Origin of the sequence: Rhodococcus sp. PAMC28707 (assembly GCF_004795915.1) — a bacterium.
In the GTDB taxonomy this organism is placed as follows: domain Bacteria; phylum Actinomycetota; class Actinomycetes; order Mycobacteriales; family Mycobacteriaceae; genus Rhodococcoides.
Genome location: NZ_CP039253.1, coordinates 3,355,001 through 3,379,624, shown reverse-complemented (window position 1 = coordinate 3,379,624; position 24,624 = coordinate 3,355,001). Strand labels below are relative to the sequence as shown.

Genomic DNA, 24,624 nt, shown 5'->3' with positions numbered 1-24,624 from the left:
GCATGACCGCTTCTGCCGATCACCGCGCCGAGCACAACCCGGCAGCCGAATACCCCGCCCTGTGGCCCGTCGGGACGCGATGGGACGACAACGACCATTATGGCCACGTCAACAATGTCACGTACTACTCGTATTTCGACACTGCGGTGAACGGGTGGCTGATGGCCACAACCGGCCTGGACATTCGGCTACTGTCTGCGATCGGCGTCGTCGCCGAAACCTCGTGCCAGTACCACCGCGAACTGTCCTTCCCAGATCGTCTCCAGGTCGGACTGTCGGTCGAAAAACTCGGAACCCGCAGCATCGTCTACAAACTCGCCCTCTTTCGTGACGCCGTAGGCGACGAGTTGCAGCTTGCTGCAACCGGCCGCTTCGTACACGTCTACGTCGACGCCCAGACCCGTCGACCTGTGCCGATTCCCACCGAAATCGAAGCAGCAGCACGCACTCTGGTCATACCGAGCTAGATACCGATAGCGTCCGCGGTCGAGACGGCCCGCCCCACGATGTCGTCGATCAACGAAGTCGTGGGCGATCCGGCGTCGGCGCGGTTACGAACATCGGCCTCGGCCCGACGCATGACCCCCTCGGCGATGATCGAAAGCTTCCACAGCGCCAGCACCTGCCAAAACCCTGCCGACGTGACATCACGGCCTGTCTTGGCCGCATATTCGGCGGTCAATTCCTCGCGCGTGGGGAATCCTGCCGCAGTGGACGCCATGAAGGGGCCCGCGACGGCGTCTCCGGCCTCGGGCCAGTAGGCCAGAAGTCCGCCGAGGTCTGCGAGAGGATCACCGAGCGTGCTGAGCTCCCAGTCGACCACGGCGAGGATCGAACCCCTGGTCGGTGAAACGATTACGTTGTTGAGATGAAAATCGCCATGTACCAGCGAAAGTTCCTGTTGCTCTGGAATATTGGCAGCCAGTCGTTCGGCGAGAGAATCGATCGCCGGCACCTCGCGAGACTTGGACTGCTCCCATTGCTTTGTCCAACGTTTCAGTTGACGGGACGCGTACGAGCTGTGGCTTGCAAGGTCGAGAAGGCCGACGCTCTCGAGATCCACACGATGAATGGCGGCCAGGGCACCCACCATGTTGAGGCCGACTGCTCTACGGACCTCCTCTGGCAACCGCTCTGCGGTATTCACCGAGTCGAGGACGACACCGTCCACGAAGCTCATCAAAACGAGAGGTACTTCCGATATCCGGGGATCATCCGACACCGCCAACATCTTGGGCACCGGAACAGGTGTGTTCTGCAACGCGGACATGATTCGATGCTCACGCACGACGTCGTGTGCCGACGCAAGCAGGTGACCGAGCGGTGGCCGACGCATGATCCACCGACTACCGCCCGCATCACCCACGGAATAGGTCAAGTTGGATTGTCCGTTGCCCACGCGCTCGAAATTCAACGGCGACACTGCACCGATGCCCAGACTTCCGATCCACCCGGCGACTGCGGGTTCGTCCACACCTGCTGTGGTCATTTGCTTCCTTCCCTCCAGCACTTACTCGGTTGGGAGGATGGTAGCCAAGACCCCGACAGCGGGGGTGGGATCAGCTGGCGCGCATCAAATCTGCATCGACATCGCTGGAGGTCACATTTTCTACCTTCGAACCCACCTCGCGGCGGGCAGCGATCTCGTCGACGTCGCCGACCAGAAGAGACACAAGCGATTCGGGCTCACGTAGCCAGGCGTCTGCCATTGTGCTCAGTTCTGCGCGAGCGAACAGCCCGCTCATCTCGAGGGCGCCGACCCACTCGGCCACAACCTCGGGAGTGGCCTCGGGCAGCGAGGTGCGATCGAGTCGAGCAACCTCGAATTCATAGCAAAAGAATGCACGCATCATGTCGAGCTGACTTCGAGAGAGGGTCTGCGCCTCACCGCTGGCAGTAGAAACAGCATCCGTATAGCGAGCGTCTGCGAGCGTCATGATTTCCCCTTCGAGCGGCTCCGCCTCGTGATGCCGATGAGACCCAAGAGACATTGACCTGGTCGAGACCGTTTCAGGATCGTTACGCTCCATCTGTAACGAATACCACTCATGGCCGATGTAAAGAAACTACGCTCTCGCCCGCTGGTGCCGCCAGGCGAAATCGAGCGTTGTGACCAGCGTCACATCAATGGCCCAATCCGCACCAGCCTCAGCAACGAATGCTTGTCCCGAACCCCTCCTGCAGTGCACCAGGGCCCGACTGAACCGACAATCGCCAGGTAACGTTGCGCTTCGTGGTCGATGTTCCCGTTGGCGTATCCATGCGCATGAAACGTGCACGCGTCGCAATTTTCACGATATTTGCCGTCAACGGCTTCCTCTTCTCCGTCTGGGTCGTGCACATTCCGATGGTCGAACGCCGCACCGACACCTCGCACGCCACGCTGGGATCGTTGCTGCTCCTTCTTGCGGTCGGCGCGATCTTCGGAATGCAGGTCTCCGGACGCCTCTCCGACCGCTTCGGCAGTAACCGACTCGTTATGCTTTCGGCTTCGATGTTGGCCGTTGCACTGATGGGGCCGGCGCTGTCGACCGGCGTCGTCACTCTCGGCGCGTCACTGTTCGTGTTCGGAATGTCCAACGGTGCTCTCGACGTGGCAATGAACGCTCAAGCAGTCGAGGTCGAGCGCAGTTATCCGAGACCGATCATGTCGGCCTTTCACGCCTTGTTCTCTGTAGGCGGTGTACTCGGATCACTGATAGGTGCTGCGACACTGGAAGCCGCACTCCCGATCGAGGTGTCGATGGGCGGCGCTGCACTACTCGGGCTGATCGCCATCGCGTCGTGCACTTCTTTACTGCTGCGCGCGACTCACACCTCGACATCACCGAATCACTCCGACGCACTCCCGCTCGGCTGGTTCTCTCCGCGAGTACTCGGCCTGGGCGCACTGGCGTTCGCGCTGTTTCTGTCCGAGGGCGTCGCAAACGACTGGAGCACGTTGCAGGTGAAGGAACATCTCGACACCTCGGAGGGGATCGCGGCGCTCGCGTTCGGGTTCTTCGCATCGGCGATGACCGTCGGCCGCTTCTGCGCCGACCGCATCAGCGCGCAATTCGGCCCGGTCGCCGTCGTTCGCTACGGCAGCCTCGTGGCCGCAGCGGGAATGCTCCTTGTACTCGTGTCCGAGTCGCTACCACTCACGTTGGCAGGCTGGGCGGCCTTCGGCCTCGGATTGTCCGGGAGTATTCCTCAGATATTCACCAGCGCAGGCAACCTCGGATCAGGCGCGCCTGCGACCAATATGTCGCGCGTCGTAGGCATGGGTTATGTGGGGTTCCTCGCCGGTCCTGCCGTCATCGGCTGGTTGTCGCACGTCGTTCCGCTCACGGCCGCGATGGCAGTGCCCTTGGCTCTTACCTTGCTGGCGGCCGCAACCGCCGGAACCGTTCGTGCGCCTCACATCGGGGTACGGAGCACCTGAACGGAGTTCACGGCCAATTCACATCGAGCGCTCAGGGTCATGATGCATTGTCGTGGCCATGAATCGTGCAGACCAAGCGGCGCTGGGCCTATGACCACGAACACCGACAGCATGGAATTTGTCGAACTGAACGAAGAGGAACTGGACGCAGTCTTCCGCCGACGTGGCACGACTGCGCGAGCAATAGCGGCCGGAGCAGCAGCTCTGATGTTGCTGACCATCCTGGTCGTATTACCGACACTCGGATTCACCTACCCGCACTCACGCGTAGTCGTGACCGAACTTGTCGGCCTGTCGGAGAAAGTGCTCCACTCCTTCGGCATCACACCCGTGCTGATTGCCGTCGCTGCGCTGACGGTCGTCGCACTTATTCGAAAACTTCACTACGGAATCGGCGCGGTGATCACTCTGACGATCGGTGCTTCGCTGACCACTGCTGCCGTTCGGACATGGGCGGCGGGCTGGGTTCCTGCCTCCGCGCTCCCCAACGGCTACGTGACAGCGTGCGCAGCGCTGATGTTCGCTGCAACCCTCGTTGCCGCCACCCGGCATCTACCGATCGTGTGGGGCCTCGGAACTGTTGCAGTGCTAGCTGTCGGCACCGCTGCAATCATCAGCGGAGCGGCGACGATCATCGGCGTCGCCACAACCCTGCTGATAGTCGCCGGATGGTGGGCTGCGGCGTCCGCCGTGATGCTCTACTCACCCGTTGCCGCAGAAAAAGAAGCACGCAACCCGCTCGACACCGCAGCCATGTCGGTACAGCGGCGGCTGCGTTGAACCGAGAAAAACGACCGAGCCTCACTTCGAGGCTCGGTCGTTTTTCGGGCTCTATCTATGTGACTGCTACAGCGCCTTGAGTTCCTCGGTCACGTCGGACACCGACTTCTTGGCGTCGCCGAAGAGCATCGAGGTGCCCTCGGCGAAGAAGAGCGGATTCTCGATTCCCGCGAATCCGGAGGACATCGAACGCTTGAGCACGATAACCGACTTGGACTGATCGACGTTCAGAATCGGCATCCCGTAGATCGGAGACGACGGGTCGTTGCGAGCAGCCGGGTTGGTGACATCGTTCGCGCCGATCACCAAGGTGACGTCGGTGCGAGAGAACTCGTCGTTGATGTCGTCCATTTCCTTCATCGCGTCGTACTCGACGTCGGCCTCGGCGAGCAACACGTTCATGTGTCCCGGCATGCGGCCGGCAACAGGGTGAATCGCGTACTTGACCTCGACACCCTTCGCTTCGAGCAACTTGGCCATGTCCTTGACGGCATGCTGTGCCTGTGCCACGGCGAGACCGTAACCGGGAACGACGATGACCTGGTTTGCGTATGCCATCTGAATAGCAGCATCGGCAGCCGACGTCGCCTTCGCGGTGCCACCAGCGGCCCCCACTGGTCCGGACGCAGCGTCGCCGCCACCGAACCCACCGGCGACGATTGCCGGAATCGACCGGTTCATGGCCTTGGCCATCAAGTTCGTCAGGATCGTGCCCGACGCGCCGACGATCATGCCCGCCACGATCATTGCCGTGTTGTTCAGCGCCAAGCCTGCGGCCGCGGCCGACAAGCCGGTCAACGCATTGAGCAGCGAGATGACCACTGGCATGTCCGCGCCGCCGATCGGCAGCACCACCGTCAGACCGAGAATGCCTGCCAGCACCAAGACTGCGACGATCCACCACTGCGAGACACCTTCGCCAGGGGCGGCGTTGATTCCGATAACTACCGCTGCGGCGACGGCGCCGATGAGCAGAAGCGCGTTCATCGGCTGCTGCAGCTTTCCGATCGTGATCGGAGAGCCCGGCAGTGTTTCCTGGAGCTTGAGGAACGCGATGAGCGAACCCCAGAACGAGATGGAACCGATGATCGCCGCGAACAGCGAACCGATGACGATGTGCACCGTCGGCGACTCGCCGTGGTTGAAGTCCGAGAACCCCGAAGTGTCGAGGAACTCTGCCCAAGCGATCAACGCGACCGTGCCGCCGCCGACACCGTTGAACAGTGCCACCAGCTGGGGCATACCGGTCATCTTCACTCGGCGTGCGGGCGGAATACCCAGAGCGACACCGACGACGAGGCCGACGATGATCAGGATCCAATTCTCGGTGTCCCGAATCGCGATCAGCGTCGCGACGACTGCGATGAACATGCCGACCGCGGCGATCTGGTTACCGCGAACAGCGGTCTTCGGACCGGTCAAACCCATCAGACCGTAGATGAACATGCCGAAGGCAACGATGTAGAGAATGTTGACGAGATTGTCCATCAGGAGTCAGCACCCTTCTCGACGGATCCAGGGGCGACTGCGACGGGCACAGGCTTGGACTTGAACATGCTGAGCATGCGATCGGTGACGACGAATCCACCGATCACGTTGACAGTTCCGAACACCAGGGCGACGAACAGGATGATCTGCAGACCGATCGAGGGATCCTCGACCTTCCCCAGCACGACCAGTGCACCGAGCACGACGATGCCGTGAATTGCGTTGGTGCCGGACATCAGCGGGGTGTGCAAGGTGTTGGGCACCTTGGAGATCACTGCGAAGCCCACGAACCCGGACAACACCAGGATCGCGATATTCGCCAGCAGTGGGGTGTACATCAGTTCTCCTTCTCACGTGTCACGCATGCACCGGCGAGGACCTCGTCCGAAAAATCGGGAGCGAGGCCGCCGTCGACGAGCATGAGTTCGAGCAACGCCGAAATGTTCTTCGAGTACAACTCGCTTGCGTGCTCGGGCATGGTGGCAGGCAGGTTCAACGGCGAGGCGATGGTGACCGCGTGCTTGACGACGGTCTGGCCGGGCTCGGTCAACTCGCAGTTTCCGCCGGTCTCACCGGCGAGGTCGACCACGACGCTGCCGGGCTTCATGCCCTCGACGGCCGCGGCCGTCACCAGACGTGGAGCCGGACGCCCGGGCACCAACGCGGTCGTGATGACGACGTCGAAACCCTTGATTGCTTCTTCCAGGGCGTCTTGTTGCTGCGTCCGCTCCTCCTCGGTGAGTTCGCGGGCGTAACCGCCTTCGCCTGCTGCGTCGATCCCGAGGTCGAGCCATTGAGCACCGACCGAGCGGACCTGATCGGCAACCTCGGGGCGCACGTCGTACCCGGTCGGACGACTGCCGAGACGTTTGGCTGTCGCCAAAGCCTGCAAGCCGGCAACACCGACGCCGAGGACCAATACTGTCGCGGGCTTGACCGTGCCCGCGGCGGTGGTGAGCATCGGAAAGAATCTTGTCGACTCGGACGCCGCTAGCAGCACCGACTTGTAGCCTGCGACATTCGCCTGTGAAGACAACGCGTCCATGACCTGCGCGCGCGAGATACGGGGAATCGCCTCGACGGCGAACGCCTGCACACCCGCTGCCTTCAGCGCGCCGATACTGTTTTCCGCGTTACGCGGCGCCAGGAATCCGATCAACGTCGAACCCGAAGACAGCTTCGCGACCTCGGCATCGGTGGGCGGTGCGACCTTGACGACGACATCGGCACCCCAAGGGTCCCCGATCGTCGCGCCGGCCGAAACGTACAGCTCGTCCGGAATCAGTGCGCCCAAGCCTGCGCCGGACTCGACGATCACCTCGACGCCTTTGCCGATCAGCGACGCCACGATCTTCGGAACCAACGCGACGCGACGCTCGCCGTCCAAGGACTCGCGAACTACGCCCACTCGCACCGGTTTACCAGTGCTCGTCCCTGCAGCGCTGGTCCCCGCTGTGCTCGGATTGTTCTCAGTGCTCTGCGATGTTTCCAAATCTCCGACTTTCGTGAGTTGATTGGCGCCTACGGTTTCGTCGAATGGCTACTTCATCCGCGCGACGAGGAGGCGAATCCATGCGACAAGGCACAAGTTTTCTGATGATAGCCAGAGTCGACAGATCTTAGGTAACCCACGCCACAGTAAGTTCCACCCGGAAGCGAGCGCGATGTAACGCGACGTGCAGGTATGCCACCCAACGTGATCGACGTCATAGGTGCCCGGCAGGTAGAGGCTCGCCTACTGTAGACCCAATGATCGAGTGCGTTTTTTGCGGCATCGTCGAAGGCGACTTACCGGCGACGATCGTGTTCGAAACAGACGACGTATTGGCGTTTCTGGATATTCGCCCTGTCGCCAGGGGCCACATCGTGGTTGTCCCGAAAGTGCACGCAGCTGATCTCGACTCGTTGGATCCAACACTCGGCGCGGCAGTATTCGCGGCCGGTCATCGACTTTCACGCGCACTTCGACGTTCGGATCTGAATACCGACGGCGCCAACCTCGTTGTCAACGACGGGCGGGCCGCTTTCCAGACCGTCTTCCACACCCATCTTCATGTCGTACCCAGGTGGACGGGTGACAAGTTGCGCTTCGCGGGAGGGTTCGTCTTTCGACGGTTACGCAAACCGGAGGAGACCGCAGACGCAATCAGGGAGGGCCTCGATCGCTTGTCCCGAGAGGGTCGACCATGAAAATGTTCTTGGCGTCGTATCGATTCGGTGATCACGTCGAGAAGTTCCTCGCGTTGACGGGAACACCGGGACGCGTTGCTGTCATCGCCTCAGCTGCCGACGGATGGCCGAGCGCCGCCCGCCAGTCGGCAGTCACCACCGAAGTACGAGATCTGCGGGAGCTCGGATTCGATCCACACGAACTCGACCTCCGTTCGTTCATCGACCGTCCTGAGCAACTGGCGAAGGAGCTCGATCGCTACGGCACAGTCTGGGTTCGTGGTGGCAACACCTTTGTTCTCCGTGCGCAATTGAGCCGCAGCGGCGCGGACTTCGCGATCGCACGTCGAGTGCGCGATGGGACCCTCACCTACGGCGGTTACAGCGCAGGCGCGTGTGTCGTGTCGACCACCTTGCGCGGAATCGAGGCGGCCGACGATCCGGAAGAGGTGTTACCGGCAACCGGCACCGAAGTTGTGTGGAACGGGCTGGGCCTGATCGATTTCGCGATAGTTCCACATTTCGGATCGATCCTCGACGACAACGGTTCCGGACCGAAGATGGTCTCGCAGTATCAGCGAGAAAACATCCCGTACCGGACTCTGACCGACGAGCAGGTCGTCGTGATCGACGGCGAACTACCTGTCCTTCTTTAACCGGACTGGGCGATGGGCGCGAGACGGTCGAGCGATGCCCATGCCATCTCGCATCTTTTGCGGGTCATCTCGTCTGCGTCGACGAGAAGAGTGTCCAGGAGTAGCCGAGGTTGTCGCTTCCACGTGATCTCCACTTGTTCTACAACCGCTCGATCGAAGAGTCCGGATAGTTCGAGCGCAACGATCCACTCGTGAATCTCGCCCCGATGGATCATCTCGATGGTGTCGTAATCGACTCCGCCGCCTTGGAATTCGTACGAGAAGATCGCGGCGATGAATGTCCAGGACTTGCTGGCGGAATCCATCATGTTTCTCACCCTCCTTGGTACCCGGCCGAGTCGCCGAGCAGATACCACTAGTGGTGGACGCTAGCCTCAACAGCCACCGGTTTTCGTGTTGTCGCTGCATCGATCAGATAACAGAGTGACTGATGTGACAGATGTGACTTCGATGGCCAGGTCCTCTCGCGTCGAATCTGCCGCCTCGGTATGGTTCTGCACGTGTGGAAGCGCGGAATCCCGTTCGGTGTCGCAGTGCTGGTCCTTGCTGCCACCGGCTGTTCCGCGGAGAACTCGGCATCCACTCTCGATTCGACCAGTTCTACGGCAGCCCCGACACCGGCCACCGGGGAACTCTTCGTCGGCGAGTGCGGTTCGATGACAGACGAGCAGTTGGGTTCGATCACCGGAGTCCCCGGCATTGCCTCCTCCTCCAAAAATGGTGTCCGATGCAGGTGGGAGGCGTCCGATTCCGGCGCGTACGCCATGTTCACGTGGTATCGAGGTAGCCCGATCGACCGCGAACGATCCGTCGCCGCACAGATCGGTCGCGAGATCGCGTACATCGACGTAGACGGACATCCCGGTTTCACTGCAAAGGGTGCCGACACTTCATGTGAAGCGGGAATCGAATCCGGTGACGGATTTCTGCATTGGTCGCTGAACTATGCCTTTGCAGTACCTCCTCGGGACAGCTGCGAGGTTGTCGAGGACCTGGGCCGCGCAACCGTAGCGAACGCGAAATAGGTGAGAGCGATGAACCGAACTCTCACGCGAGTTGCCGTGGTGGCAGCAACATTGCTACTTGCCGGCTGCAGTACCACCATCGAAGGAACCCCCACTCCTGCCGGATTGGGCGGCGATTCACAGTTCGACAAACTGCTGCAGGAATGCACGGCCGTCCCGAACGACAAGATCGCCGAATCCGTCCAAGCGGATGTCGTGGACCAGTACTTCTACGGCGCAGTATGCATGTGGACGGGCACCGGGGCCGCAGGCTTGATAGACGTCACATTCGCCTGGTTCGAGAACAATTCTCTCGGTCGTGAGCGGGTATTGGCCGAACAGCTGAACTACGCAATCGAACCCGTCACGGTTGCCGGAACGAACGCTTTTCTCTCACGTCGGCCGGGTGATCCCGCATCCTGTGGGATCACCGCCGCCTACACCGGCACCATTACCTGGTGGGTGCAGTATCGCGGCGGGGCCGTCGACCCCTGCGTAGGTGCGACGAAGCTCGCCGAACTGACGCTGCAACGCAATCAATAACGACTCACGATCCCCATCCGACCCATACCCTCGACAGCGAGAACCGAGATCGAGACGAGGATGAGCGATGAGTGCACCGATCGAACGGGATCCGCGGCTGCTCGAGTTGAAGCGGTCGTTACCCGACGGTGTGGTGCTCACCGATCCTGATCTGATGGAGGGCTACCGCCACGATTGGGCCAAGGACCCGGATGCCGGAACTCCGCTGGCGGTAGTTCGGGCCACCTGCACTCTCGATGTTCAGAACGTCATGAGATGGGCCAGCTCACATAGCATTTCGGTGGTTCCTCGCGGAGCTGGATCCGGACTGTCCGGTGGCGCGACGGCCGTCGACGGCGGGATCGTGCTCAGCACCGAACTGATGCGTGACATCACGGTAGATCCGGTCACCCGCATCGCGGTCACCCAACCCGGACTACTCAACGTCGAAGTGAAGAAGGCTGCTGCCGAACACGGCCTCTGGTACCCACCGGATCCATCATCGTTCGAGATGTGTTCGATCGGCGGGAATGCCGCTACGAACGCGGGCGGTCTGTGCTGTGTCAAATACGGAGTGACAGCCGATTATGTCCTCGGTCTCGAGGTCGTTCTCGCCGATGGCACCGCGGTACGACTCGGCGGACCGCGCCTGAAAGATGTTGCAGGCCTGTCACTGACCACACTATTCATCGGCAGCGAGGGAACGCTCGGCATCATCACCGAGATCACCGTGCGTCTCATTCCGGCCCAACCGCCTGCCAGCACCGTCGTTGCGTCGTTCTCCTCGGTTCGTGACGCGACCACAGCCATCCTCGCGATCACCCGCTCGCTACGGCCGTCGATGCTCGAGTTCATGGATCGAGCGTCGATCGGCGCAGTCGAGGACGCGATGAACATGGGCCTGGACCGCGGAGCCGCAGCGATGCTGATTGCCCGTTCGGACTCTCCCGGTGACGACCGCGCGCATGAAATCGAGATCATGGCGGCCGCGTGCACCGAGGCTGGTGCATCCGAAGTCTTCACCACCGACGATCCGGACGAGGGCGAGGCTTTCGCAGCTGCAAGGCGATTCGCGATTCCCGCTGTCGAACGTCTCGGCAGTCTGCTCCTCGAGGATGTCGGTGTTCCGCTCCCGGCGCTACCCGATCTCGTCGAGGGTATCGAACGAATCTCCGAAAAGTACGCCGTACTCGTCGCCGTTATTGCCCACGCCGGAGACGGAAACACTCACCCACTCATCGTGTTCGATCCTGCCGATGTCGATATGACACGTCGGGCCAACATCGCTTTCGGAGCGATCATGGACCTGGCACTGACCCTGGGCGGCACCATCACCGGCGAGCACGGAGTAGGCAGGCTGAAGAAAGCATGGCTACCCGACCAGGTGGGAGCGGACGTCATGGAGCTCACTCAACGGATCAAGACCGCTCTCGATCCCAGCGGCATTCTCAATCCCGGCGCGATCCTCTGACGTAGCTCGGTGAGCACTCAGGTCGACGGCAGTAGGAGCGCGCGAACGGTATCGATCGTATCGGCTTCCGCAAGTGTCTTGTCGGGCCTGTATCGGAGTACCCGGGCGAATCGCAGCGCCACTCCACCTGCGTAGCGAGTGCTCCGCTGCACGCCGTCGAGTTCGATCTCGACGACAAGGTCGGGATGTACGTACACGGTGTGCTCGTCACGGGAACTCTCGTGTTTCGGAAACTCGTCGGTCTGCCATTGCAGCAGTGCATCGGTGAGCCCCTTGAACGTCTTGCCGACCATGATGGGATCCCCACCGCTCGGATCACGCGCCCCGAGATGCAGATTGGACAGCCGGCCCGTCCGCCTGCCGTAGCCCCATTCCGCACCGAGCACGACCAGATCCAACGTGTGCTCGGGCTTGACCTTCTGCCATGCGCGGCCGCGTCGACCAGCGGCGTAAGGCGCCGACAACGACTTGACCATCACACCTTCGTGTCCGGCTGCCAACGCCTCCTCGAAGTACCCGGCAACGGCGTCGGCGTCCGGGCGCGCCAGTGATGGAATCCGGTGAGTCGGTGCAACCTGTTCCAGCGCTGCCAGCCGGCGTTCGAGCGGTTCGTCCAGCAGATCCATGCCGTCGAGATGCAGGCAGTCGAAGAAGTACGGCTGCAGAAGCAACTCGTGGGCGCTCTGGGCACCGAACCGACTCATCGTCTCCTGAAAAGGACGCGGCCTCCCGCTTTCGGTGAGTGCGAGGGTTTCCCCATCGAGTACGACGCTGGTGCACGGCAACGCCCGGATCAACTCGACGAGCTCTGGCACGCTGTCGGTGATCTCCCGCAGGGTCCTGGTGTAGATATGCACATCTTCACCCGCTCGATGGACCTGGATGCGAGCTCCGTCCAGTTTGTACTCCAGACTCACCTCGCCTGCGAACTCGATCCACGCCGCGGCCGAAGACTCCGCGGGCGAGGCCAACATCGGACGCACGGGGCGTCCCACCTCGAGTTCGAAGGCCGCCAGTGCAGCCTTGCCTCCAGCGAGCGCAGCGGACGCCGTTGCCGATAGATTCCCGGAGAGCATGAAAGCCCGTCGGACCGGGTCGATTTTCAGCCCCGCCGCTGCAGCGATTGCGTCGGTCATGACACCTTCGAGTGCACCCTGGCGCAGCTCGCCGGTCAGCAACCGAACCAGAAACACTCGCTCGTCCCTCGTCGACCGCCCAAGAAGATCTGTCAGGACCTCGCGACGCCGGGCGGTCGAACCCGGACCGGACGTCGAGGCAACCGTCGTGATCTTCGTATCGACCTCGGCGACGGTAAGTGTGCCCGCGGCGGACGGGTCACCTTCGATATCGGCCAAGGTCCGCCAGCCCACGCCGATTCGGCCCTGCGGCAATTCACCGGACAGCCACGCCACGACGGTGGCGATCTCCGATGGATCGACTTCGGTGAGCAACAGCCTCAGTGCCTCGGTCTTGGCCTTACGGGAGCGAGTGGCACCCACGGCCAACGAGGTCTCGACGATTCGGATGAACAGCACCAGAAGTAGGTATCCAGAAGTGGACCACCTCAATCCACCGACCCCGGGCATCGTCAGGTGAAACCGAGTACTTGATCTCCCCATGCCGCGCGTAGAGCGGCGTCCGGGTCTTCGACAACAGAATCCTGGGCGTCGATGACAAGTGTGGAACGGGTCGGCTCGACGTACGGCGCCCAATGCTTCGCACCGTCGAGGGTGGCTGGGACTCCGTGCTGGGCAAAGGCGACCCATCTCTTCATCACACGCAGCGATACTGCCGTCGCTGCCTTGCGGCCACCGAGCCAGAATGTCGGATCTCTGTTCAACGTTCCGAAATTGCCGAAGACATAAGGCAACTCGGTCGCGTGTCCCGCACCTATACGAGCAGCCTTCAGCATCGGTGTCGCATGATCGAATCGATACATCCAGACCGGCGCGTATCGACTGTGCGCGTCCGCGATCCACATGGTCGGCATTCGGAATCCGGCATCCCTCGACATCGCTAGTGCACCAGCCGATTTCGAACGATCCGGATAAGCCGACATGATTTCTGCGATACGGAACGCCGGCAGATCCGAGTGATCGTTCGCGATCGCACGAAACATCTCCGTGACGGTGTCCGACGTGACCGGCATCAACGGTGACTTCATCAATCGGAAGATCGATGCCTCATCGTGATTCGTTCCGATGATCAACGGGATGCGGTGCGAGTATCCCTTTTGGAACGCTGCAACGGGATACCGCGGGACGATATCTCCGTCGACCACCGGCGCGAGCCCCAATGTGCCCGGCACCCGCGTCGGGACCTCGTAACACAGGGTGTCGCCCGCCTCGACGAGACGCATGAAGTCGACGGTTTTCAACTCCCCGATTCGATCCGGAGTGATATCCACGAGTTCGAGGAATCTCGTGGCCACGGCCGCCGCGCGTTCCGGTCCGTACACCGACGTCGCGGGCGCACTTTGCACGATAGCGCGGTGAAACAGTCCCTCGGCCTTCGGCGAGGTCATCAGTGTCGTGACCGACGCGCCACCCGAGGACTCGCCGAACACGGTCACGTTCGACGGATCACCACCGAACGATTCCACGCAACGCTGCACCCATTCGAGTGCCGCGATCTGATCACGCAAGCCGAGATTCGTCTCGAAGACCGTCTCCGCTGTGGAGAACGACGACAAGTCGAGGAATCCGAAAGCACCGACGCGATAGTTGACGGTGACGAGCACCAGGTCACCGAGTTCGGCGAGCCTCCTGCCGTCGTAGACGCTCTGTGCAGAGGAACCGAGCGAGTAGGCACCGCCGTGAATCCACACCATCACCGGCCGAGGTCGACCGTCGGGCTCGGGGGCCCAGACATTCACCGACAGACAGTCCTCCGACATCGGGATCGCCGGATCGATCGGCACCGGATTATCTTTGCCTTGGGGTGCGACATCACCGAAATTTCGACAATCCCGGGCTCCTGCCCACGGTTCCACGGGCCGCGGCGACCTGAAGCGATGTTTGCCGTCGGTCGCAGCCGCGTATGGGATTCCCTTCCAGACGAAGTGTGTGCCGTCGCGGTACCCGATCACATCGCCGTCCGGAGTGTGTACCTGACATGTCCAAATGCCGGCTTGCTCGACTTCGGTCAAGGCATTCCTCCGTATCCGACGTATACCCATCCGATCCTGGTCAAGGTACCAATTCCTGAGATCGATCCGTCCGCTTTAAGCTGGCGAGATGAACCGACTACGCGCATACGGCGCAGCCGTTGCTGCCGCGTCCTTCCTGGTTCTTGCCGGATGCGGGTCCGATGTCGACGGCAGCGCGACGGCGCCGCTTGCCACGGTCGACACCGACCCACCGTCGGTGGTCCGCACGACGCCCGCTACTCCCCCGTCGCCGATGACCTCGGCTGCCCCAACCACAACCGCGTCGACGACCCCCGCCAAATCGACAACGAGCAGTCCCCCGCCGACCGCCGACCCGTCCCAGTACGAGAGCACTGCCGGGTTCTTCTACTTCACCAGCCCGAGTGGCAAGTTCGAATGCGCGATCGTCGTCACCGAGACCTCGATCGCTGGGTGTCATGGCGAGTTTCCTCGCTCGGTGCCGCGGGTGGCGGGAAGTGGTGCTCCAGAGTCCTCGGTGGCTCCCAACACCGTCGAGATCACTGCCGGATCCCCAGCCAGGTTTCTCAGCTCGGGCGATCCGCGCTTTCATCGGTTCGACGGGCCTGCGAAACAACTGCCGTACGGGCTCACCCTCGCCATACCCGGAAGTGGACGTTCCAATGGGCTCGAATGCCGAGTCGAGGAGTCGTCCGGGGTCACCTGCCTGGATCAGGTCGGCCATGGTTTCACGGTGTCGGACAAGGTATTCGAGCTGAAGTAGACGCAATTTCCAACGAGCGTTTCGCCGGCGCGCGACCTCACATCAGATACCGGGTATGAATCCTGGGTAAACGAAATGCTGCGGGCCACCACCTGGCATCGAGGATCCGGTCACGTTCGGGAAGTCGAGCTACAGAGCAACCGATTCTGCGCCACCACCTCACCGTTCGGTCGTAGTCGACACGGTTGCGCGCGGAGAGGTCTACGGCCCGCTCACACTGCGTCACCGGCCAAGGGTGCTAGGGTCGGCGATGTTCTGACACGGGGTGCGTCCGTACATGCGGATGCTGAGATCACACCCGTCGAACCTGATGCAGGTAATGCTGACGAAGGGATGTCAAGGCGATGACTGCGCCTGTAAACTCGATGGACTCTGTCCGTCACACGGATCTGATGTGGACCGCAACGACTTCGTTGCGTCACTCGATCGACCAACTCGAATTTCTGACGCTGCTGGGCGAGGGCAAGCTACCGCTCGACGCGTTCCGGACGTATCTCGAACAGGATCGGCTGTATCTGGCGGGATACGCGAAGGCGCTGGCCATTCTGGCATCGAAAGCGCCGGACACGGCGACTGCCGCCTTTTGGGCCACCTCCGCGGCGAGCGCAGTCGAGGAGGCAACGCTTCACGAGTCACTGCTCTCCGGTGACGCGCTCCCCACGGCGAACGCGCAGGCCACGCATTCACCCACCTGCCTCGGGTACGTCTCGTACTTGGTAGCAACCGCCGCCACCGAGCCTTATCCCGTTGCGGCGGCGGCGATCCTGCCATGCTTCTGGATCTATGCCGACGTGGCCGTTCGCCTTTCGACATCGGCCAAACGGGTTCTCCACCATGATCCGAATCATCCCTACGCACAATGGGTTTCGGCGTACAACTCCGATGAGTTCCGTGATGCCGTCGATTGCGCGCGCCTACTGGTGGACGACGCCGCTCGGCTCGCTACCGATGCTCAACGAAGTGCCATGATCGACTCGTTCGTCATCGCGACGCGGTACGAATCGATGTTCTGGGACAGTGCACTTCACCCGACACCGTGGCCACTTCCCTCTTCCGGGATTGCTGCGTTGGAGGTAGCACTGTGACACTCTTCCGAAGGATCGGCGCCATCGCAGTTGCCGTCGCCACCATTACTTCACTGACTTCGTGTGCACAATCCACTGACTCCGACACCATCCGCTTCGCGCTCGACTGGACGCCTAACACCAACCACACCGGGCTGTACGTTGCTATACAGGAGGGGTACTTCGCCGACGCCGGACTCGACGTCGAAATACTGCCTTACAACAGCACATCCCCGGACACGCTGGTCGACGCGGGCAACGCCGAGTTCGGCATCAGCACGCAGAGTTCGACTACATTCGCGAAAACAGCAGGAGCTCAAATCATTTCGGTACTGGCGCCGCTGCAACACTGGGCCACCGGAATCGGCGTGAAAGCCGACCGCGAAGACATACCGAGCCCGAAAGCCCTGGACGGCAAAGTCTACGCAGGCTTCGGTGATACCGGAGAGAAGGCCGGACTACGCCAAGTCATTCAAAACGACGGCGGCGCAGGTGAGTACGACACCGTCGTGCTCGGAACATCGGCCTACGAGGCCGTGTATTCGGGCACAGCGGACTTCACCGTGTCCTACCTGGCGTGGGAGGGTATCGAGGCCGAGCACAGCGGTACTCCGATGAAATACTTCGACTACACCGACTACGGCTTCCCCGACGCCTATGCCCTCACAGTCAACGGTAACGAGAACTGGCTGGCAAGCCATCCCGACGAGGCCAAGAAATTCGTCCAGGCGCTTCAACGCGGCTACCAACTCGCGGCAGACGATCCGGTCCGCGCCGCGCAGGACATCATCGATGCGAATCCAGGGGCCTTCACGGACGAGCAATTGGTCTTCGAAAGCCAGCAGATGCTCGCCGACCGCTACATGCTGGACGAGTCGGGGGCAGTCGGGCGACAGAACCTCGACAAATGGACCGAATATTCGAGATTCCTGTACGAGAACGGTGTCCTGGTCGATCAAGGCGGCACCGCCGTCGACACCGAGCCCGACTGGTCCACCTACTTCACCGATGACTTCCTCGGCGCTCAGTAGCGCGGCGTTCGGCGCTGTCGAACGGCCGGCGAAGCGTAGACCGCGAATCGGGGCTGCAATCCGTTGGGCCATGCCATCGGTCACCATCGTCGTGGTGCTCGTTATCGGATGGCAGGTCTACGTCCAGCTCAGCGGGATCCGACCACAGGTACTCCCCTCGCCGTCGAGAATCGTGGCTCAGGGTTGGGCGCAGCGCGACGCAATCGCCGAAAACGCAGCAGCAACTCTGCAGGTCACCATTCTCGGATTTGCAGTATCCCTGGTAGTTGCCTGGATACTTGCCGTCGCAGTCGACTTCTCACCATGGCTCCGACGAGCAGTGGTGCCGCTGTTCGTGATCTCACAGACGCTTCCGATCATCGCAATTGCCCCACTACTGATCATCTGGTTCGGCTTCGGACTACTTCCCAAGATTCTCGTGATCGCGCTCGCCACGTTCTTTCCCATGGCCATCGGCCTCATCGAAGGATTCGCGGCAGCCGATCGAGATGCGCGCGCACTCCTGGCGAGCATGGGCGCAACCCGCTGGCAGCAGTTTCGATATATTCGTCTGCCCTCTGCGATGCCCCGCTTCTTCACCTCGCTTCGTATCGGAATCACGTACGCCGTCGTGGGTGCCATCTTCGCCGAATACGCAGGAGCCAGCGCCGGACTCGGGATATACATGAGCCAGCAGAAGAACTCGTTCCGCACCGACCTCGTCCTGGCGGCGGTGCTCGTCACCGCCGTCATCAGTGTGACGCTCTTCCTGCTGACCTACGCCGTCGAACGCGTCGTCGCCCCATGGGCGCAGGACAGTCGGCCGCGATGACGGCCGTGCATCTGTCCGGACTCACGAAGTCCTACGGCGACCGGACAATTCTCGACGGAGTCAGCTTCGACGTCGAACCCGGAGAGTTCGTTTCCGTCATCGGTCCGAGCGGCTCGGGCAAGAGCACAGTTTTCAATATGATTGCTGGTCTCGACACCCCTGACAGCGGAATCGTCGAGGCACCCCCGTGCGCTTATATGCCACAGAAGGACCTGCTGTTTCCGTGGCGCACCGTGCTCGACAACACGACACTCGGCCTCGAGGTTCGCGGGATGAGCAAGAAGCAAGCGCGGATCCAGGCGCAGAAACTCTTTCCAGCCTTCGGACTCGAGGGATACGAAAAGGCGAGGCCTTCCGAATTATCCGGTGGCATGCGGCAGCGAGCAGCGATGCTTCGCACGGTGATTCAAGAACGCGAGGTACTACTTCTCGACGAACCGTTCGGAGCCCTCGATTCACTGACCCGCACCGGAATGCAAGCGTGGCTGCAGGACGTCTGGCTCGACTATCGATGGACCGTGCTGATGATCACCCACGACATTCGGGAAGCTGTCTATCTCTCGGATCGGGTGATCGTCCTGTCCGATAAGCCGGCACATGTCCGACGGCAAGTGACGGTATCGCTGCCGAGGCCACGAAAACTCGACGTCGTCACGACACCGCACTTCGCCGCACTGGAAGCCGAACTGATGGAGGTATTGATCGGCAGCCCCGGCCGCTGACCTCAGCCCAGCCGTGCCGCAAGATCCGCGACCGCAACCCATGCGGCGTCCAGGCTGTCTCTGGACCGAGGAACCAGGGGTGCCATCGCGGGCACACGCGTCGCCAACGTCAGATCGACGACGACAACGAACAGATCCATTCCGAGCGCGGCACCGAGAACCTGTTGTAGCAGCGGAACGGCGTGATCGGTACCGAAGCCAGACGTTCCCGCCCCGTACTCGTTGCCACGACTCGACACCACTACCACCGGCTTGCCTTCGAGCGGACGAGTTGGGCCGTCGAACGGAACGGTGATACCGGGCACGTGGACATAGTCGATCCATGCTTTCAGCGTCGACGGAACCGACCAGTTGTACATCGGAGCACCGATCACCACGACGTCAGCCGAGACCACCTCATCGATCAAAGTCTTCTGCAGTGCCGCGGCGTCGGGCCCTACAACCTCGTCCGGCGTCCGCAGATGTGGGGCCCAATGCATAGCCGACGTCGGAAGATGCGGCAACGGATCTCGGTGCAAATCGCGATGGATCACCGAGTGGTCCGGACTCTGCTCATGCCACACATCCGAAAAATGTGCCGTGACCACGCGTGAAACGGAGTTATCCAAGTCGGCGGACGAATCGAGATGCAGCAACTGCGGCATGGAGCACTCCTGGGATCGTGGGGGTACCGAACAGAATATGCCGCAGTAGGGTTCAGAGATGGACCACCGGTACATCGCAGCGGCGCTCTCGTCTCAGGACGCGCGTCGAGTCATTTCGTCGATTTCCGATGCGGACGGACGAACTCCGCACCTGGCATTGGACGGAGTCGACCTCGATATCGACGAGTCCGGTCGGCGTGCAGTGATGGAACTACTCCGTCAACTCGCGTCAGGGACCGCTGTGACGATCGGACCGGTCAGCGAGCTGCTCACCACGTCACAGGCGGCAGACCTTCTCGGAGTATCCGACACATATGTTCGCAAACTCGCAGACGCAGGGTCGCTGACCATCGAGATGCGTGGAACCCACCGACGCTTTCGCCTGGAAGACCTCATCCGGCATCGGGAGAAGTTCACACCCTAGCGGCGTGTCAGCCGGCTTGGCGTCCGAGCAGCTCCGACTGCAATGTCAAGAGGTCACGAAACGCTTCCGCCGATGCTCGCCACAGCTGGTTTGCATCGATGTAGTCGACACCGAGAAGATTGACGTCTCCGCGATATGCCCCCACGTCCACCGACAGCTTGCCCACAACGGTCGCTATATCCCGATCGAGGTGGTCGGCATCCGATCGCTCCAGGCTCCGGAATTGCGAAGAGAAGTAGTCGGCCGTGATCCGATGGTCGACGAACTGCGCTACCAGAATCACGAAACGTGATGCGTGAAGGGACGACTGCTCCACTGGACTGACCTCTCCTGCGGGTCGACAACCCGCCACTGTCGCCACAAATATTGCCGGGCCGGACCGGCGACAGTGCTGACGAAGCTCCGCCATCAGAAAGATCGCATCAGTGGGGGGGGTGTCGAGATTCGAATGCTAAAACCTGACCTGCGCCCAACGATAACGACCTAAACACGACCCGATGCCGGTTATTGAGATCGTTGTGAGCGATCACAACAACCAGACCAGCGGATTCGCGTACGTTACTGCAGAGTCCCTAGCGGAAGCCGCTCCGGAGTATCCAATTCCCAGAATTTCCAGCCATCCCTGACCTCGATATCACCGCTGATATGTGTGGCTACAGCGCTGGCAGCTTGCGTAGGGTCGTCGAACCGTCGACCCTCCATCGGTCCCTGCACGATCTCGAGACGCTTGTTCGACGGGTCGAATCGGGCGCTGAGACGGTAGCCGTCGAAATCGGCGACGACCCGGACCCGCAGGTCTGGGATCTCTTCCTCAGCCGGAACAGCTTTCTTCGACGGGCCACGACGCACGGCCGGCTTGGCCCGGTGAACGGCGGCAGCGCGCGCTTCCTCTTCGAGCTTCGGATCGGCAGCCGCATGGAGACCCAACAGCGACCACTTGTTACGTCCGTGTTGGACGCGTCCCACCGCGATAGCGTGGTGACCAGTTCGAGTGCGAAGCGGCGAATCCTGTACCCAGAGGTCCACTTCGCCGCGAATATCGGCCGCCATCTCCTCGGAAGACACCATGAAGAACGACGGCTCGGAAGCACCCAGATCGACGAACACCCAGTAAGACGATCCGGTGTCGTCACTTGCCAAAGACTCGTCCTGGCGACGAGCTTTCCAGTCGCCTACGGCCTTGGACCGCACCCGAACCACGCAGCTCGAACCGTCTACACCCCAGACCTGAACTGGGTTACGCCGCGACGTCGTCAGCCGTTCGGCCCGACCGCCGCGCAATACAACAGCGCCGATGAAGGCCCTGATTCCCTGCTCCGATACATCTTCCACCTATGCCACCTCTGGTCTGCTTACCCGTGCAGATGATGAGAAGTGCCTACGACGGGTGGCGCGCACGACTCGTATGTCCACCTCAGCCTAGTCGCCCAACCACCCCGACAGGAACCCGTGCACAATCGATCACTATGGAACACCGCATCGAACACCTACCAGAGCAGCACCGATTCGAGATTTGTCTCGACAAATCACTCGCCGGATTCTCCGACTACCTAGAGGCGGACGGAGTACGAACGTTCAACCACACCGTGACACTCCCCGAATATCGCGGTCACGGGCTCGCGGCGATATTGACAGAACATGTCCTCGAAGACAGTCGCGCAGGAGGGTTCTCCGTAATCCCGGCATGCTGGTTCGTACGGGAGTTCATCGAGTCGAGCGCAGGTCGCTACGACGATTTAGTCGGGTCATCCGCATCTCCCGGCAAGAAATAGGCCCGCTGATCGCTTGAATGGTCCACTCATACGATCAGATAGCATCAGTGCGCCATCGAAGCAGTGCCGTCACCCACACAAAAAAGACATGAAACGCAGCAAAGCCCCCAACCAACAGGTTGGGGGCTTCACTGGAAAAGGTGTTCGGCGGTGACCTACTCTCCCACACCCTGTCGAGTGCAGTACCATCGGCGCTGGAGGGCTTAGCTTCCGGGTTCGGAATGGGACCGGGCGTTTCCCCTCCGCTATGGCCGCCGTAACTCTATGAAACAGTTACACACGGAACACAACGGACTATTCACACAGTGGTGAATAGTGTTGGTTCATTCAATTTTGTAACACTGAAACGTGTGCTGTTTCAGATATTGCACAGTGGACGCGTAGCTTCTTTGTGGTAAGTCCTCGGCCTATTAGTACCAGTCACCTACATCGGTTACCCGACTTCCAGTTCTGGCCTATCAACCCGGTGGTCTGCCGGGGGCCTTACCCCCTCGAGGGGGTGAGAAACCTCATCTTGGAACAGGCTTCCCGCTTAGATGCTTTCAGCGGTTATCCCTTCCGAACGTAGCTAACCAGCGGTGCTCCTGGTGGAACAACTGGCACACCAGAGGTTCGTCCGTCCCGGTCCTCTCGTACTAGGGACAGCCTTCCTCAAGTTTCTTACGCGCGCGGCGGATAGAGACCGAACTGTCTCACGACGTTCTAAACCCAGCTCGCGTGCCGCTTTAATGGGCGAACAGCCCAACCCTTGGGACCTACTCCAGCCCCAGGATGCGACGAGCCGACATCGAGGTGCCAAACCATCCCGTCGATATGGACTCTTGGGGAAGATCAGCCTGTTATCCCCGGGGTACCTTTTATCCGTTGAGCGACACCGCTTCCACATGCCGGTGCCGGATCACTAGTCCCGACTTTCGTCCCTGCTCGACGTGTCAGTCTCACAGTCAAGCTCCCTTGTGCACTTGCACTCGACACCTGATTGCCAACCAGGCTGAGGGAACCTTTGGGCGCCTCCGTTACATTTTAGGAGGCAACCGCCCCAGTTAAACTACCCACCAGGCACTGTCCCTGAACCAGATCATGGTCCGAGGTTAAGGTATCCAATACGATCAGAGTGGTATTTCAACAACGACTCCACAGTAACTGGCGTCACCGCTTCACAGTCTCCCACCTATCCTACACAAACCGAACCGAACACCAATACCAAGCTATAGTGAAGGTCCCGGGGTCTTTTCGTCCTGCCGCGCGTAACGAGCATCTTTACTCGTAATGCAATTTCGCCGAGTCTATGGTTGAGACAGCTGAGAAGTCGTTACGCCATTCGTGCAGGTCGGAACTTACCCGACAAGGAATTTCGCTACCTTAGGATGGTTATAGTTACCACCGCCGTTTACTGGGGCTTAAATTCTCAGCTTCGCCACCGAAGTGACTAACCGGTCCTCTTAACCTTCCAGCACCGGGCAGGCGTCAGTCCGTATACATCGTCTTACGACTTCGCACGGACCTGTGTTTTTAGTAAACAGTCGCTTCTCACTGGTCTCTGCGACCCCACCCAGCTCAGAACGAAAAGTTCATCACCAGACAGGGTCCCCCTTCTCCCGAAGTTACGGGGGCATTTTGCCGAGTTCCTTAACCATAGTTATCTCGATCGCCTTAGTATTCTCTACCTGACCACCTGTGTCGGTTTGGGGTACGGGCCGTGTGAAAGCTCGCTAGAGGCTTTTCTCGGCAGCATAGGATCACTGAATTCGCCTCAATCGGCTACGCATCACCTCTCAGGCATCATGAACGGCGGATTTGCCTACCGTTCGCCCTACAGGCTTACACCAGTATTACCACTGACTGGCCCAGCTACCTTCCTGCGTCACCCCATCGCTTGGCTACTACCAGATCAGGTCCTGCGCATCCACCACACCCCTCACTCTCGAAAGAGATCAGTAACGTGGATTCAGGGCAGTTAGTATCACTGATTCACCATGGGCGCGTTCACACGGGTACGGGAATATCAACCCGTTGTCCATCGGCTACGCCTGTCGGCCTCGTCTTAGGTCCCGACTCACCCTGGGCGGATTAACCTGGCCCAGGAACCCTTGGTCATTCGGCGGACGAGTTTCTCACTCGTCTTTCGCTACTCATGCCTGCATTCTCACTCGCACAGCCTCCACACCTGGATCACTCCGATGCTTCCATGGCTGCACGACGCTCCCCTACCCACCCACACACCTGGCACACTCCTCGTAAGGAACATGCGGGCTATTGTATGAGTGCCGCAGCTTCGGTGGTGTACTTGAGCCCCGCTACATTGTCGGCGCAGGATCACTTGACCAGTGAGCTATTACGCACTCTTTCAAGGGTGGCTGCTTCTAAGCCAACCTCCTGGTTGTCTTCGCGACCCCACATCCTTTTCCACTTAGTACACGCTTAGGGACCTTAGCTGGCGATCTGGGCTGTTTCCCTCTCGACTACGAACCTTATCGCCCGCAGTCTCACTGCCACGCTCTCACTCATCGGCATTCGGAGTTTGGCTGATTTCGGTAAGCCGGTAAGCCCCCTAGACCATCCAGTAGCTCTACCTCCGATGAGAAACACGTGACGCTGCACCTAAATGCATTTCGGGGAGAACCAGCTATCACGGAGTTTGATTGGCCTTTCACCCCTACCCACAACTCATCCCCTCAGTTTTCAACCTAAGTGGGTTCGGTCCTCCACGACGTCTTACCGTCGCTTCAACCTGGCCATGGGTAGATCACTC

Annotated in this window: 26 protein-coding genes, 2 rRNA genes and 1 riboswitch (1 of these 29 running past the window's edge); of the genes, 15 read left to right on the top strand and 13 right to left on the bottom strand. The window is 60.7% G+C overall.

The features are described from left to right. The first annotated feature begins 2 nt into the window (after nucleotides 1–2). Nucleotides 3–467, top strand: a complete 465-nt coding sequence (locus E5720_RS15535; protein WP_136171390.1) for a thioesterase family protein — start codon at nucleotides 3–5, stop codon at nucleotides 465–467. Here E5720_RS15535 and E5720_RS15530 read toward each other — a convergent pair. Then, the gene (locus E5720_RS15530; RefSeq protein ID WP_136171389.1) at nucleotides 464–1,489 is read right to left on the bottom strand and encodes a phosphotransferase family protein; all 1,026 of its coding nucleotides are present in this window, start codon (nucleotides 1,487–1,489) and stop codon (nucleotides 464–466) included. The two genes, E5720_RS15535 and E5720_RS15530, sit on opposite strands and share 4 nt — an antisense overlap. 70 nt (nucleotides 1,490–1,559) lie before the next feature. Further along, on the bottom strand, nucleotides 1,560–1,937 hold the full coding sequence (locus E5720_RS15525; RefSeq protein ID WP_136171388.1) for a hypothetical protein: 378 nt from the start codon (nucleotides 1,935–1,937) through the stop codon (nucleotides 1,560–1,562). Nucleotides 1,938–2,266: 329 nt separating this feature from the next. Here E5720_RS15525 and E5720_RS15520 point away from each other — a divergent pair, with 329 nt between their 5' ends. Then, nucleotides 2,267–3,424: an MFS transporter gene (locus E5720_RS15520; RefSeq protein WP_247595987.1), complete on the top strand. Its 1,158-nt coding sequence runs from the start codon at nucleotides 2,267–2,269 to the stop codon at nucleotides 3,422–3,424. A 90-nt stretch (nucleotides 3,425–3,514) separates the two neighbouring features. Continuing rightward, complete coding sequence (locus E5720_RS15515) at nucleotides 3,515–4,204, top strand: hypothetical protein (RefSeq protein WP_136171387.1); 690 nt, start codon at nucleotides 3,515–3,517, stop codon at nucleotides 4,202–4,204. A 66-nt stretch (nucleotides 4,205–4,270) separates the two neighbouring features. Here the strand turns inward: E5720_RS15515 and E5720_RS15510 are convergent, their stop codons facing one another. The 3 genes from E5720_RS15510 to E5720_RS15500 are packed head-to-tail and all read right to left on the bottom strand — an operon-like array spanning nucleotide 4,271 to nucleotide 7,106. Further along, nucleotides 4,271–5,692, bottom strand: a complete 1,422-nt coding sequence (locus E5720_RS15510; protein WP_136171386.1) for an NAD(P)(+) transhydrogenase (Re/Si-specific) subunit beta — start codon at nucleotides 5,690–5,692, stop codon at nucleotides 4,271–4,273. Further along, entirely contained in the window at nucleotides 5,692–6,030 is a 339-nt protein-coding gene (locus E5720_RS15505) for an NAD(P) transhydrogenase subunit alpha (protein WP_136171385.1), read from the bottom strand. The genes E5720_RS15510 and E5720_RS15505 overlap by 1 nt, the downstream gene beginning before the upstream one ends. Further along, nucleotides 6,030–7,106: a Re/Si-specific NAD(P)(+) transhydrogenase subunit alpha gene (locus tag E5720_RS15500; RefSeq protein ID WP_136172736.1), complete on the bottom strand. Its 1,077-nt coding sequence runs from the start codon at nucleotides 7,104–7,106 to the stop codon at nucleotides 6,030–6,032. The genes E5720_RS15505 and E5720_RS15500 overlap by 1 nt, the downstream gene beginning before the upstream one ends. Before the next feature lie 335 nt (nucleotides 7,107–7,441). Here E5720_RS15500 and E5720_RS15495 point away from each other — a divergent pair, with 335 nt between their 5' ends. Further along, complete coding sequence (locus E5720_RS15495; RefSeq protein WP_136171384.1) at nucleotides 7,442–7,882, top strand: HIT family protein; 441 nt, start codon at nucleotides 7,442–7,444, stop codon at nucleotides 7,880–7,882. Next, nucleotides 7,879–8,517 carry a Type 1 glutamine amidotransferase-like domain-containing protein gene (locus E5720_RS15490; protein WP_136171383.1) on the top strand — a complete coding sequence of 213 codons (639 nt, stop codon included), beginning with the start codon at nucleotides 7,879–7,881 and terminating at the stop codon, nucleotides 8,515–8,517. The genes E5720_RS15495 and E5720_RS15490 overlap by 4 nt, the downstream gene beginning before the upstream one ends. Here the strand turns inward: E5720_RS15490 and E5720_RS15485 are convergent. Continuing rightward, complete coding sequence (locus E5720_RS15485; RefSeq protein WP_136171382.1) at nucleotides 8,514–8,825, bottom strand: hypothetical protein; 312 nt, start codon at nucleotides 8,823–8,825, stop codon at nucleotides 8,514–8,516. The two genes, E5720_RS15490 and E5720_RS15485, sit on opposite strands and share 4 nt — an antisense overlap. A 192-nt stretch (nucleotides 8,826–9,017) precedes the next feature. Here E5720_RS15485 and E5720_RS15480 point away from each other — a divergent pair, with 192 nt between their 5' ends. The 3 genes from E5720_RS15480 to E5720_RS15470 all read left to right on the top strand — a co-directional run bounded on the left by E5720_RS15480 (nucleotide 9,018) and on the right by E5720_RS15470 (nucleotide 11,514). Continuing rightward, a complete protein-coding gene (locus tag E5720_RS15480) occupies nucleotides 9,018–9,542 on the top strand; it encodes a DUF3558 domain-containing protein (RefSeq protein ID WP_247595986.1) in 525 nt (174 codons plus the stop codon). Nucleotides 9,543–9,551: 9 nt separating this feature from the next. Further along, the gene (locus tag E5720_RS15475; RefSeq protein ID WP_136171381.1) at nucleotides 9,552–10,064 is read left to right on the top strand and encodes a DUF3558 domain-containing protein; all 513 of its coding nucleotides are present in this window, start codon (nucleotides 9,552–9,554) and stop codon (nucleotides 10,062–10,064) included. Nucleotides 10,065–10,131: 67 nt separating this feature from the next. After that, a complete protein-coding gene (locus E5720_RS15470; protein WP_136171380.1) occupies nucleotides 10,132–11,514 on the top strand; it encodes an FAD-linked oxidase C-terminal domain-containing protein in 1,383 nt (460 codons plus the stop codon). A 17-nt stretch (nucleotides 11,515–11,531) separates the two neighbouring features. Here the strand turns inward: E5720_RS15470 and E5720_RS15465 are convergent, their stop codons facing one another. Then, a complete protein-coding gene (locus E5720_RS15465) occupies nucleotides 11,532–13,049 on the bottom strand; it encodes an ATP-dependent DNA ligase (protein WP_136171379.1) in 1,518 nt (505 codons plus the stop codon). Between the two features lie 53 nt (nucleotides 13,050–13,102). Further along, a complete protein-coding gene (locus tag E5720_RS15460) occupies nucleotides 13,103–14,662 on the bottom strand; it encodes a carboxylesterase/lipase family protein (protein WP_247595985.1) in 1,560 nt (519 codons plus the stop codon). 88 nt (nucleotides 14,663–14,750) lie between these two features. On the opposite strand from E5720_RS15460, the gene E5720_RS21820 reads away from it, so the two are divergent. The 5 genes from E5720_RS21820 (at nucleotide 14,751) to E5720_RS15435 (ending at nucleotide 19,032) form a co-directional block, all read left to right on the top strand. Continuing rightward, a complete protein-coding gene (locus E5720_RS21820) occupies nucleotides 14,751–15,404 on the top strand; it encodes a hypothetical protein (protein WP_136171377.1) in 654 nt (217 codons plus the stop codon). 251 nt (nucleotides 15,405–15,655) lie between these two features. Beyond that, nucleotides 15,656–15,755: riboswitch (TPP riboswitch) on the top strand. Further along, nucleotides 15,749–16,489: a TenA family protein gene (locus tag E5720_RS15450; RefSeq protein ID WP_136171376.1), complete on the top strand. Its 741-nt coding sequence runs from the start codon at nucleotides 15,749–15,751 to the stop codon at nucleotides 16,487–16,489. (Overlaps the previous riboswitch by 7 nt.) 44 nt (nucleotides 16,490–16,533) lie before the next feature. After that, entirely contained in the window at nucleotides 16,534–17,499 is a 966-nt protein-coding gene (locus E5720_RS15445; protein WP_247596339.1) for an ABC transporter substrate-binding protein, read from the top strand. Continuing rightward, nucleotides 17,477–18,310: an ABC transporter permease gene (locus E5720_RS15440; protein ID WP_136171374.1), complete on the top strand. Its 834-nt coding sequence runs from the start codon at nucleotides 17,477–17,479 to the stop codon at nucleotides 18,308–18,310. Before E5720_RS15445 ends, E5720_RS15440 begins: the two co-directional genes overlap by 23 nt. Further along, complete coding sequence (locus E5720_RS15435; protein ID WP_136171373.1) at nucleotides 18,307–19,032, top strand: ABC transporter ATP-binding protein; 726 nt, start codon at nucleotides 18,307–18,309, stop codon at nucleotides 19,030–19,032. The genes E5720_RS15440 and E5720_RS15435 overlap by 4 nt, the downstream gene beginning before the upstream one ends. Nucleotides 19,033–19,034: 2 nt before the next feature. On the opposite strand, the gene E5720_RS15430 is transcribed toward E5720_RS15435, so the two are convergent. Continuing rightward, nucleotides 19,035–19,676 carry an NAD(P)H-dependent oxidoreductase gene (locus E5720_RS15430; protein ID WP_136171372.1) on the bottom strand — a complete coding sequence of 214 codons (642 nt, stop codon included), beginning with the start codon at nucleotides 19,674–19,676 and terminating at the stop codon, nucleotides 19,035–19,037. Nucleotides 19,677–19,734: 58 nt separating this feature from the next. On the opposite strand from E5720_RS15430, the gene E5720_RS15425 reads away from it, so the two are divergent. Then, complete coding sequence (locus E5720_RS15425) at nucleotides 19,735–20,100, top strand: helix-turn-helix domain-containing protein (RefSeq protein ID WP_210729883.1); 366 nt, start codon at nucleotides 19,735–19,737, stop codon at nucleotides 20,098–20,100. 7 nt (nucleotides 20,101–20,107) lie between these two features. Here E5720_RS15425 and E5720_RS15420 read toward each other — a convergent pair whose 3' ends face one another. Together E5720_RS15420 and E5720_RS15415 are read right to left on the bottom strand one after the other, a co-directional pair. After that, entirely contained in the window at nucleotides 20,108–20,416 is a 309-nt protein-coding gene (locus E5720_RS15420) for a homoserine dehydrogenase (protein WP_136171371.1), read from the bottom strand. A gap of 242 nt (nucleotides 20,417–20,658) precedes the next feature. Next, nucleotides 20,659–21,432 (bottom strand): hypothetical protein, encoded by a 774-nt coding sequence (locus E5720_RS15415; RefSeq protein ID WP_136171370.1) that lies wholly within the window; start codon nucleotides 21,430–21,432, stop codon nucleotides 20,659–20,661. A 134-nt stretch (nucleotides 21,433–21,566) separates the two neighbouring features. Here E5720_RS15415 and E5720_RS15410 point away from each other — a divergent pair, with 134 nt between their 5' ends. Then, the gene (locus E5720_RS15410; RefSeq protein WP_136171369.1) at nucleotides 21,567–21,872 is read left to right on the top strand and encodes a GNAT family N-acetyltransferase; all 306 of its coding nucleotides are present in this window, start codon (nucleotides 21,567–21,569) and stop codon (nucleotides 21,870–21,872) included. 142 nt (nucleotides 21,873–22,014) lie between these two features. Here E5720_RS15410 and rrf read toward each other — a convergent pair. Further along, nucleotides 22,015–22,131, bottom strand: a 5S ribosomal RNA gene (gene rrf, locus E5720_RS15405). 131 nt (nucleotides 22,132–22,262) lie between these two features. Continuing rightward, a 23S ribosomal RNA gene (locus E5720_RS15400) occupies nucleotides 22,263–24,624 on the bottom strand; it runs 797 nt beyond the window's last position.

Bases quoted from the DNA above. Each gene is read 5' to 3' on its own strand.
- E5720_RS15535 (WP_136171390.1), top strand. From the start codon at position 3: ATGACCGCTTCTGCCGATCACCGCGCCGAGCACAACCCGGCAGCCGAA.
- E5720_RS15530 (WP_136171389.1), bottom strand. From the start codon at position 1,489: ATGACCACAGCAGGTGTGGACGAACCCGCAGTCGCCGGGTGGATCGGA.
- E5720_RS15525 (WP_136171388.1), bottom strand. From the start codon at position 1,937: ATGACGCTCGCAGACGCTCGCTATACGGATGCTGTTTCTACTGCCAGC.
- E5720_RS15520 (WP_247595987.1), top strand. From the start codon at position 2,267: ATGAAACGTGCACGCGTCGCAATTTTCACGATATTTGCCGTCAACGGC.
- E5720_RS15515 (WP_136171387.1), top strand. From the start codon at position 3,515: ATGACCACGAACACCGACAGCATGGAATTTGTCGAACTGAACGAAGAG.
- E5720_RS15510 (WP_136171386.1), bottom strand. From the start codon at position 5,692: ATGGACAATCTCGTCAACATTCTCTACATCGTTGCCTTCGGCATGTTC.
- E5720_RS15505 (WP_136171385.1), bottom strand. From the start codon at position 6,030: ATGTACACCCCACTGCTGGCGAATATCGCGATCCTGGTGTTGTCCGGG.
- E5720_RS15495 (WP_136171384.1), top strand. From the start codon at position 7,442: ATGATCGAGTGCGTTTTTTGCGGCATCGTCGAAGGCGACTTACCGGCG.
- E5720_RS15490 (WP_136171383.1), top strand. From the start codon at position 7,879: ATGAAAATGTTCTTGGCGTCGTATCGATTCGGTGATCACGTCGAGAAG.
- E5720_RS15485 (WP_136171382.1), bottom strand. From the start codon at position 8,825: ATGATGGATTCCGCCAGCAAGTCCTGGACATTCATCGCCGCGATCTTC.
- E5720_RS15475 (WP_136171381.1), top strand. From the start codon at position 9,552: ATGAACCGAACTCTCACGCGAGTTGCCGTGGTGGCAGCAACATTGCTA.
- E5720_RS15470 (WP_136171380.1), top strand. From the start codon at position 10,132: ATGAGTGCACCGATCGAACGGGATCCGCGGCTGCTCGAGTTGAAGCGG.
- E5720_RS21820 (WP_136171377.1), top strand. From the start codon at position 14,751: ATGAACCGACTACGCGCATACGGCGCAGCCGTTGCTGCCGCGTCCTTC.
- E5720_RS15450 (WP_136171376.1), top strand. From the start codon at position 15,749: ATGACTGCGCCTGTAAACTCGATGGACTCTGTCCGTCACACGGATCTG.
- E5720_RS15440 (WP_136171374.1), top strand. From the start codon at position 17,477: ATGACTTCCTCGGCGCTCAGTAGCGCGGCGTTCGGCGCTGTCGAACGG.
- E5720_RS15435 (WP_136171373.1), top strand. From the start codon at position 18,307: ATGACGGCCGTGCATCTGTCCGGACTCACGAAGTCCTACGGCGACCGG.
- E5720_RS15430 (WP_136171372.1), bottom strand. From the start codon at position 19,676: ATGCCGCAGTTGCTGCATCTCGATTCGTCCGCCGACTTGGATAACTCC.
- E5720_RS15425 (WP_210729883.1), top strand. From the start codon at position 19,735: ATGGACCACCGGTACATCGCAGCGGCGCTCTCGTCTCAGGACGCGCGT.
- E5720_RS15410 (WP_136171369.1), top strand. From the start codon at position 21,567: ATGGAACACCGCATCGAACACCTACCAGAGCAGCACCGATTCGAGATT.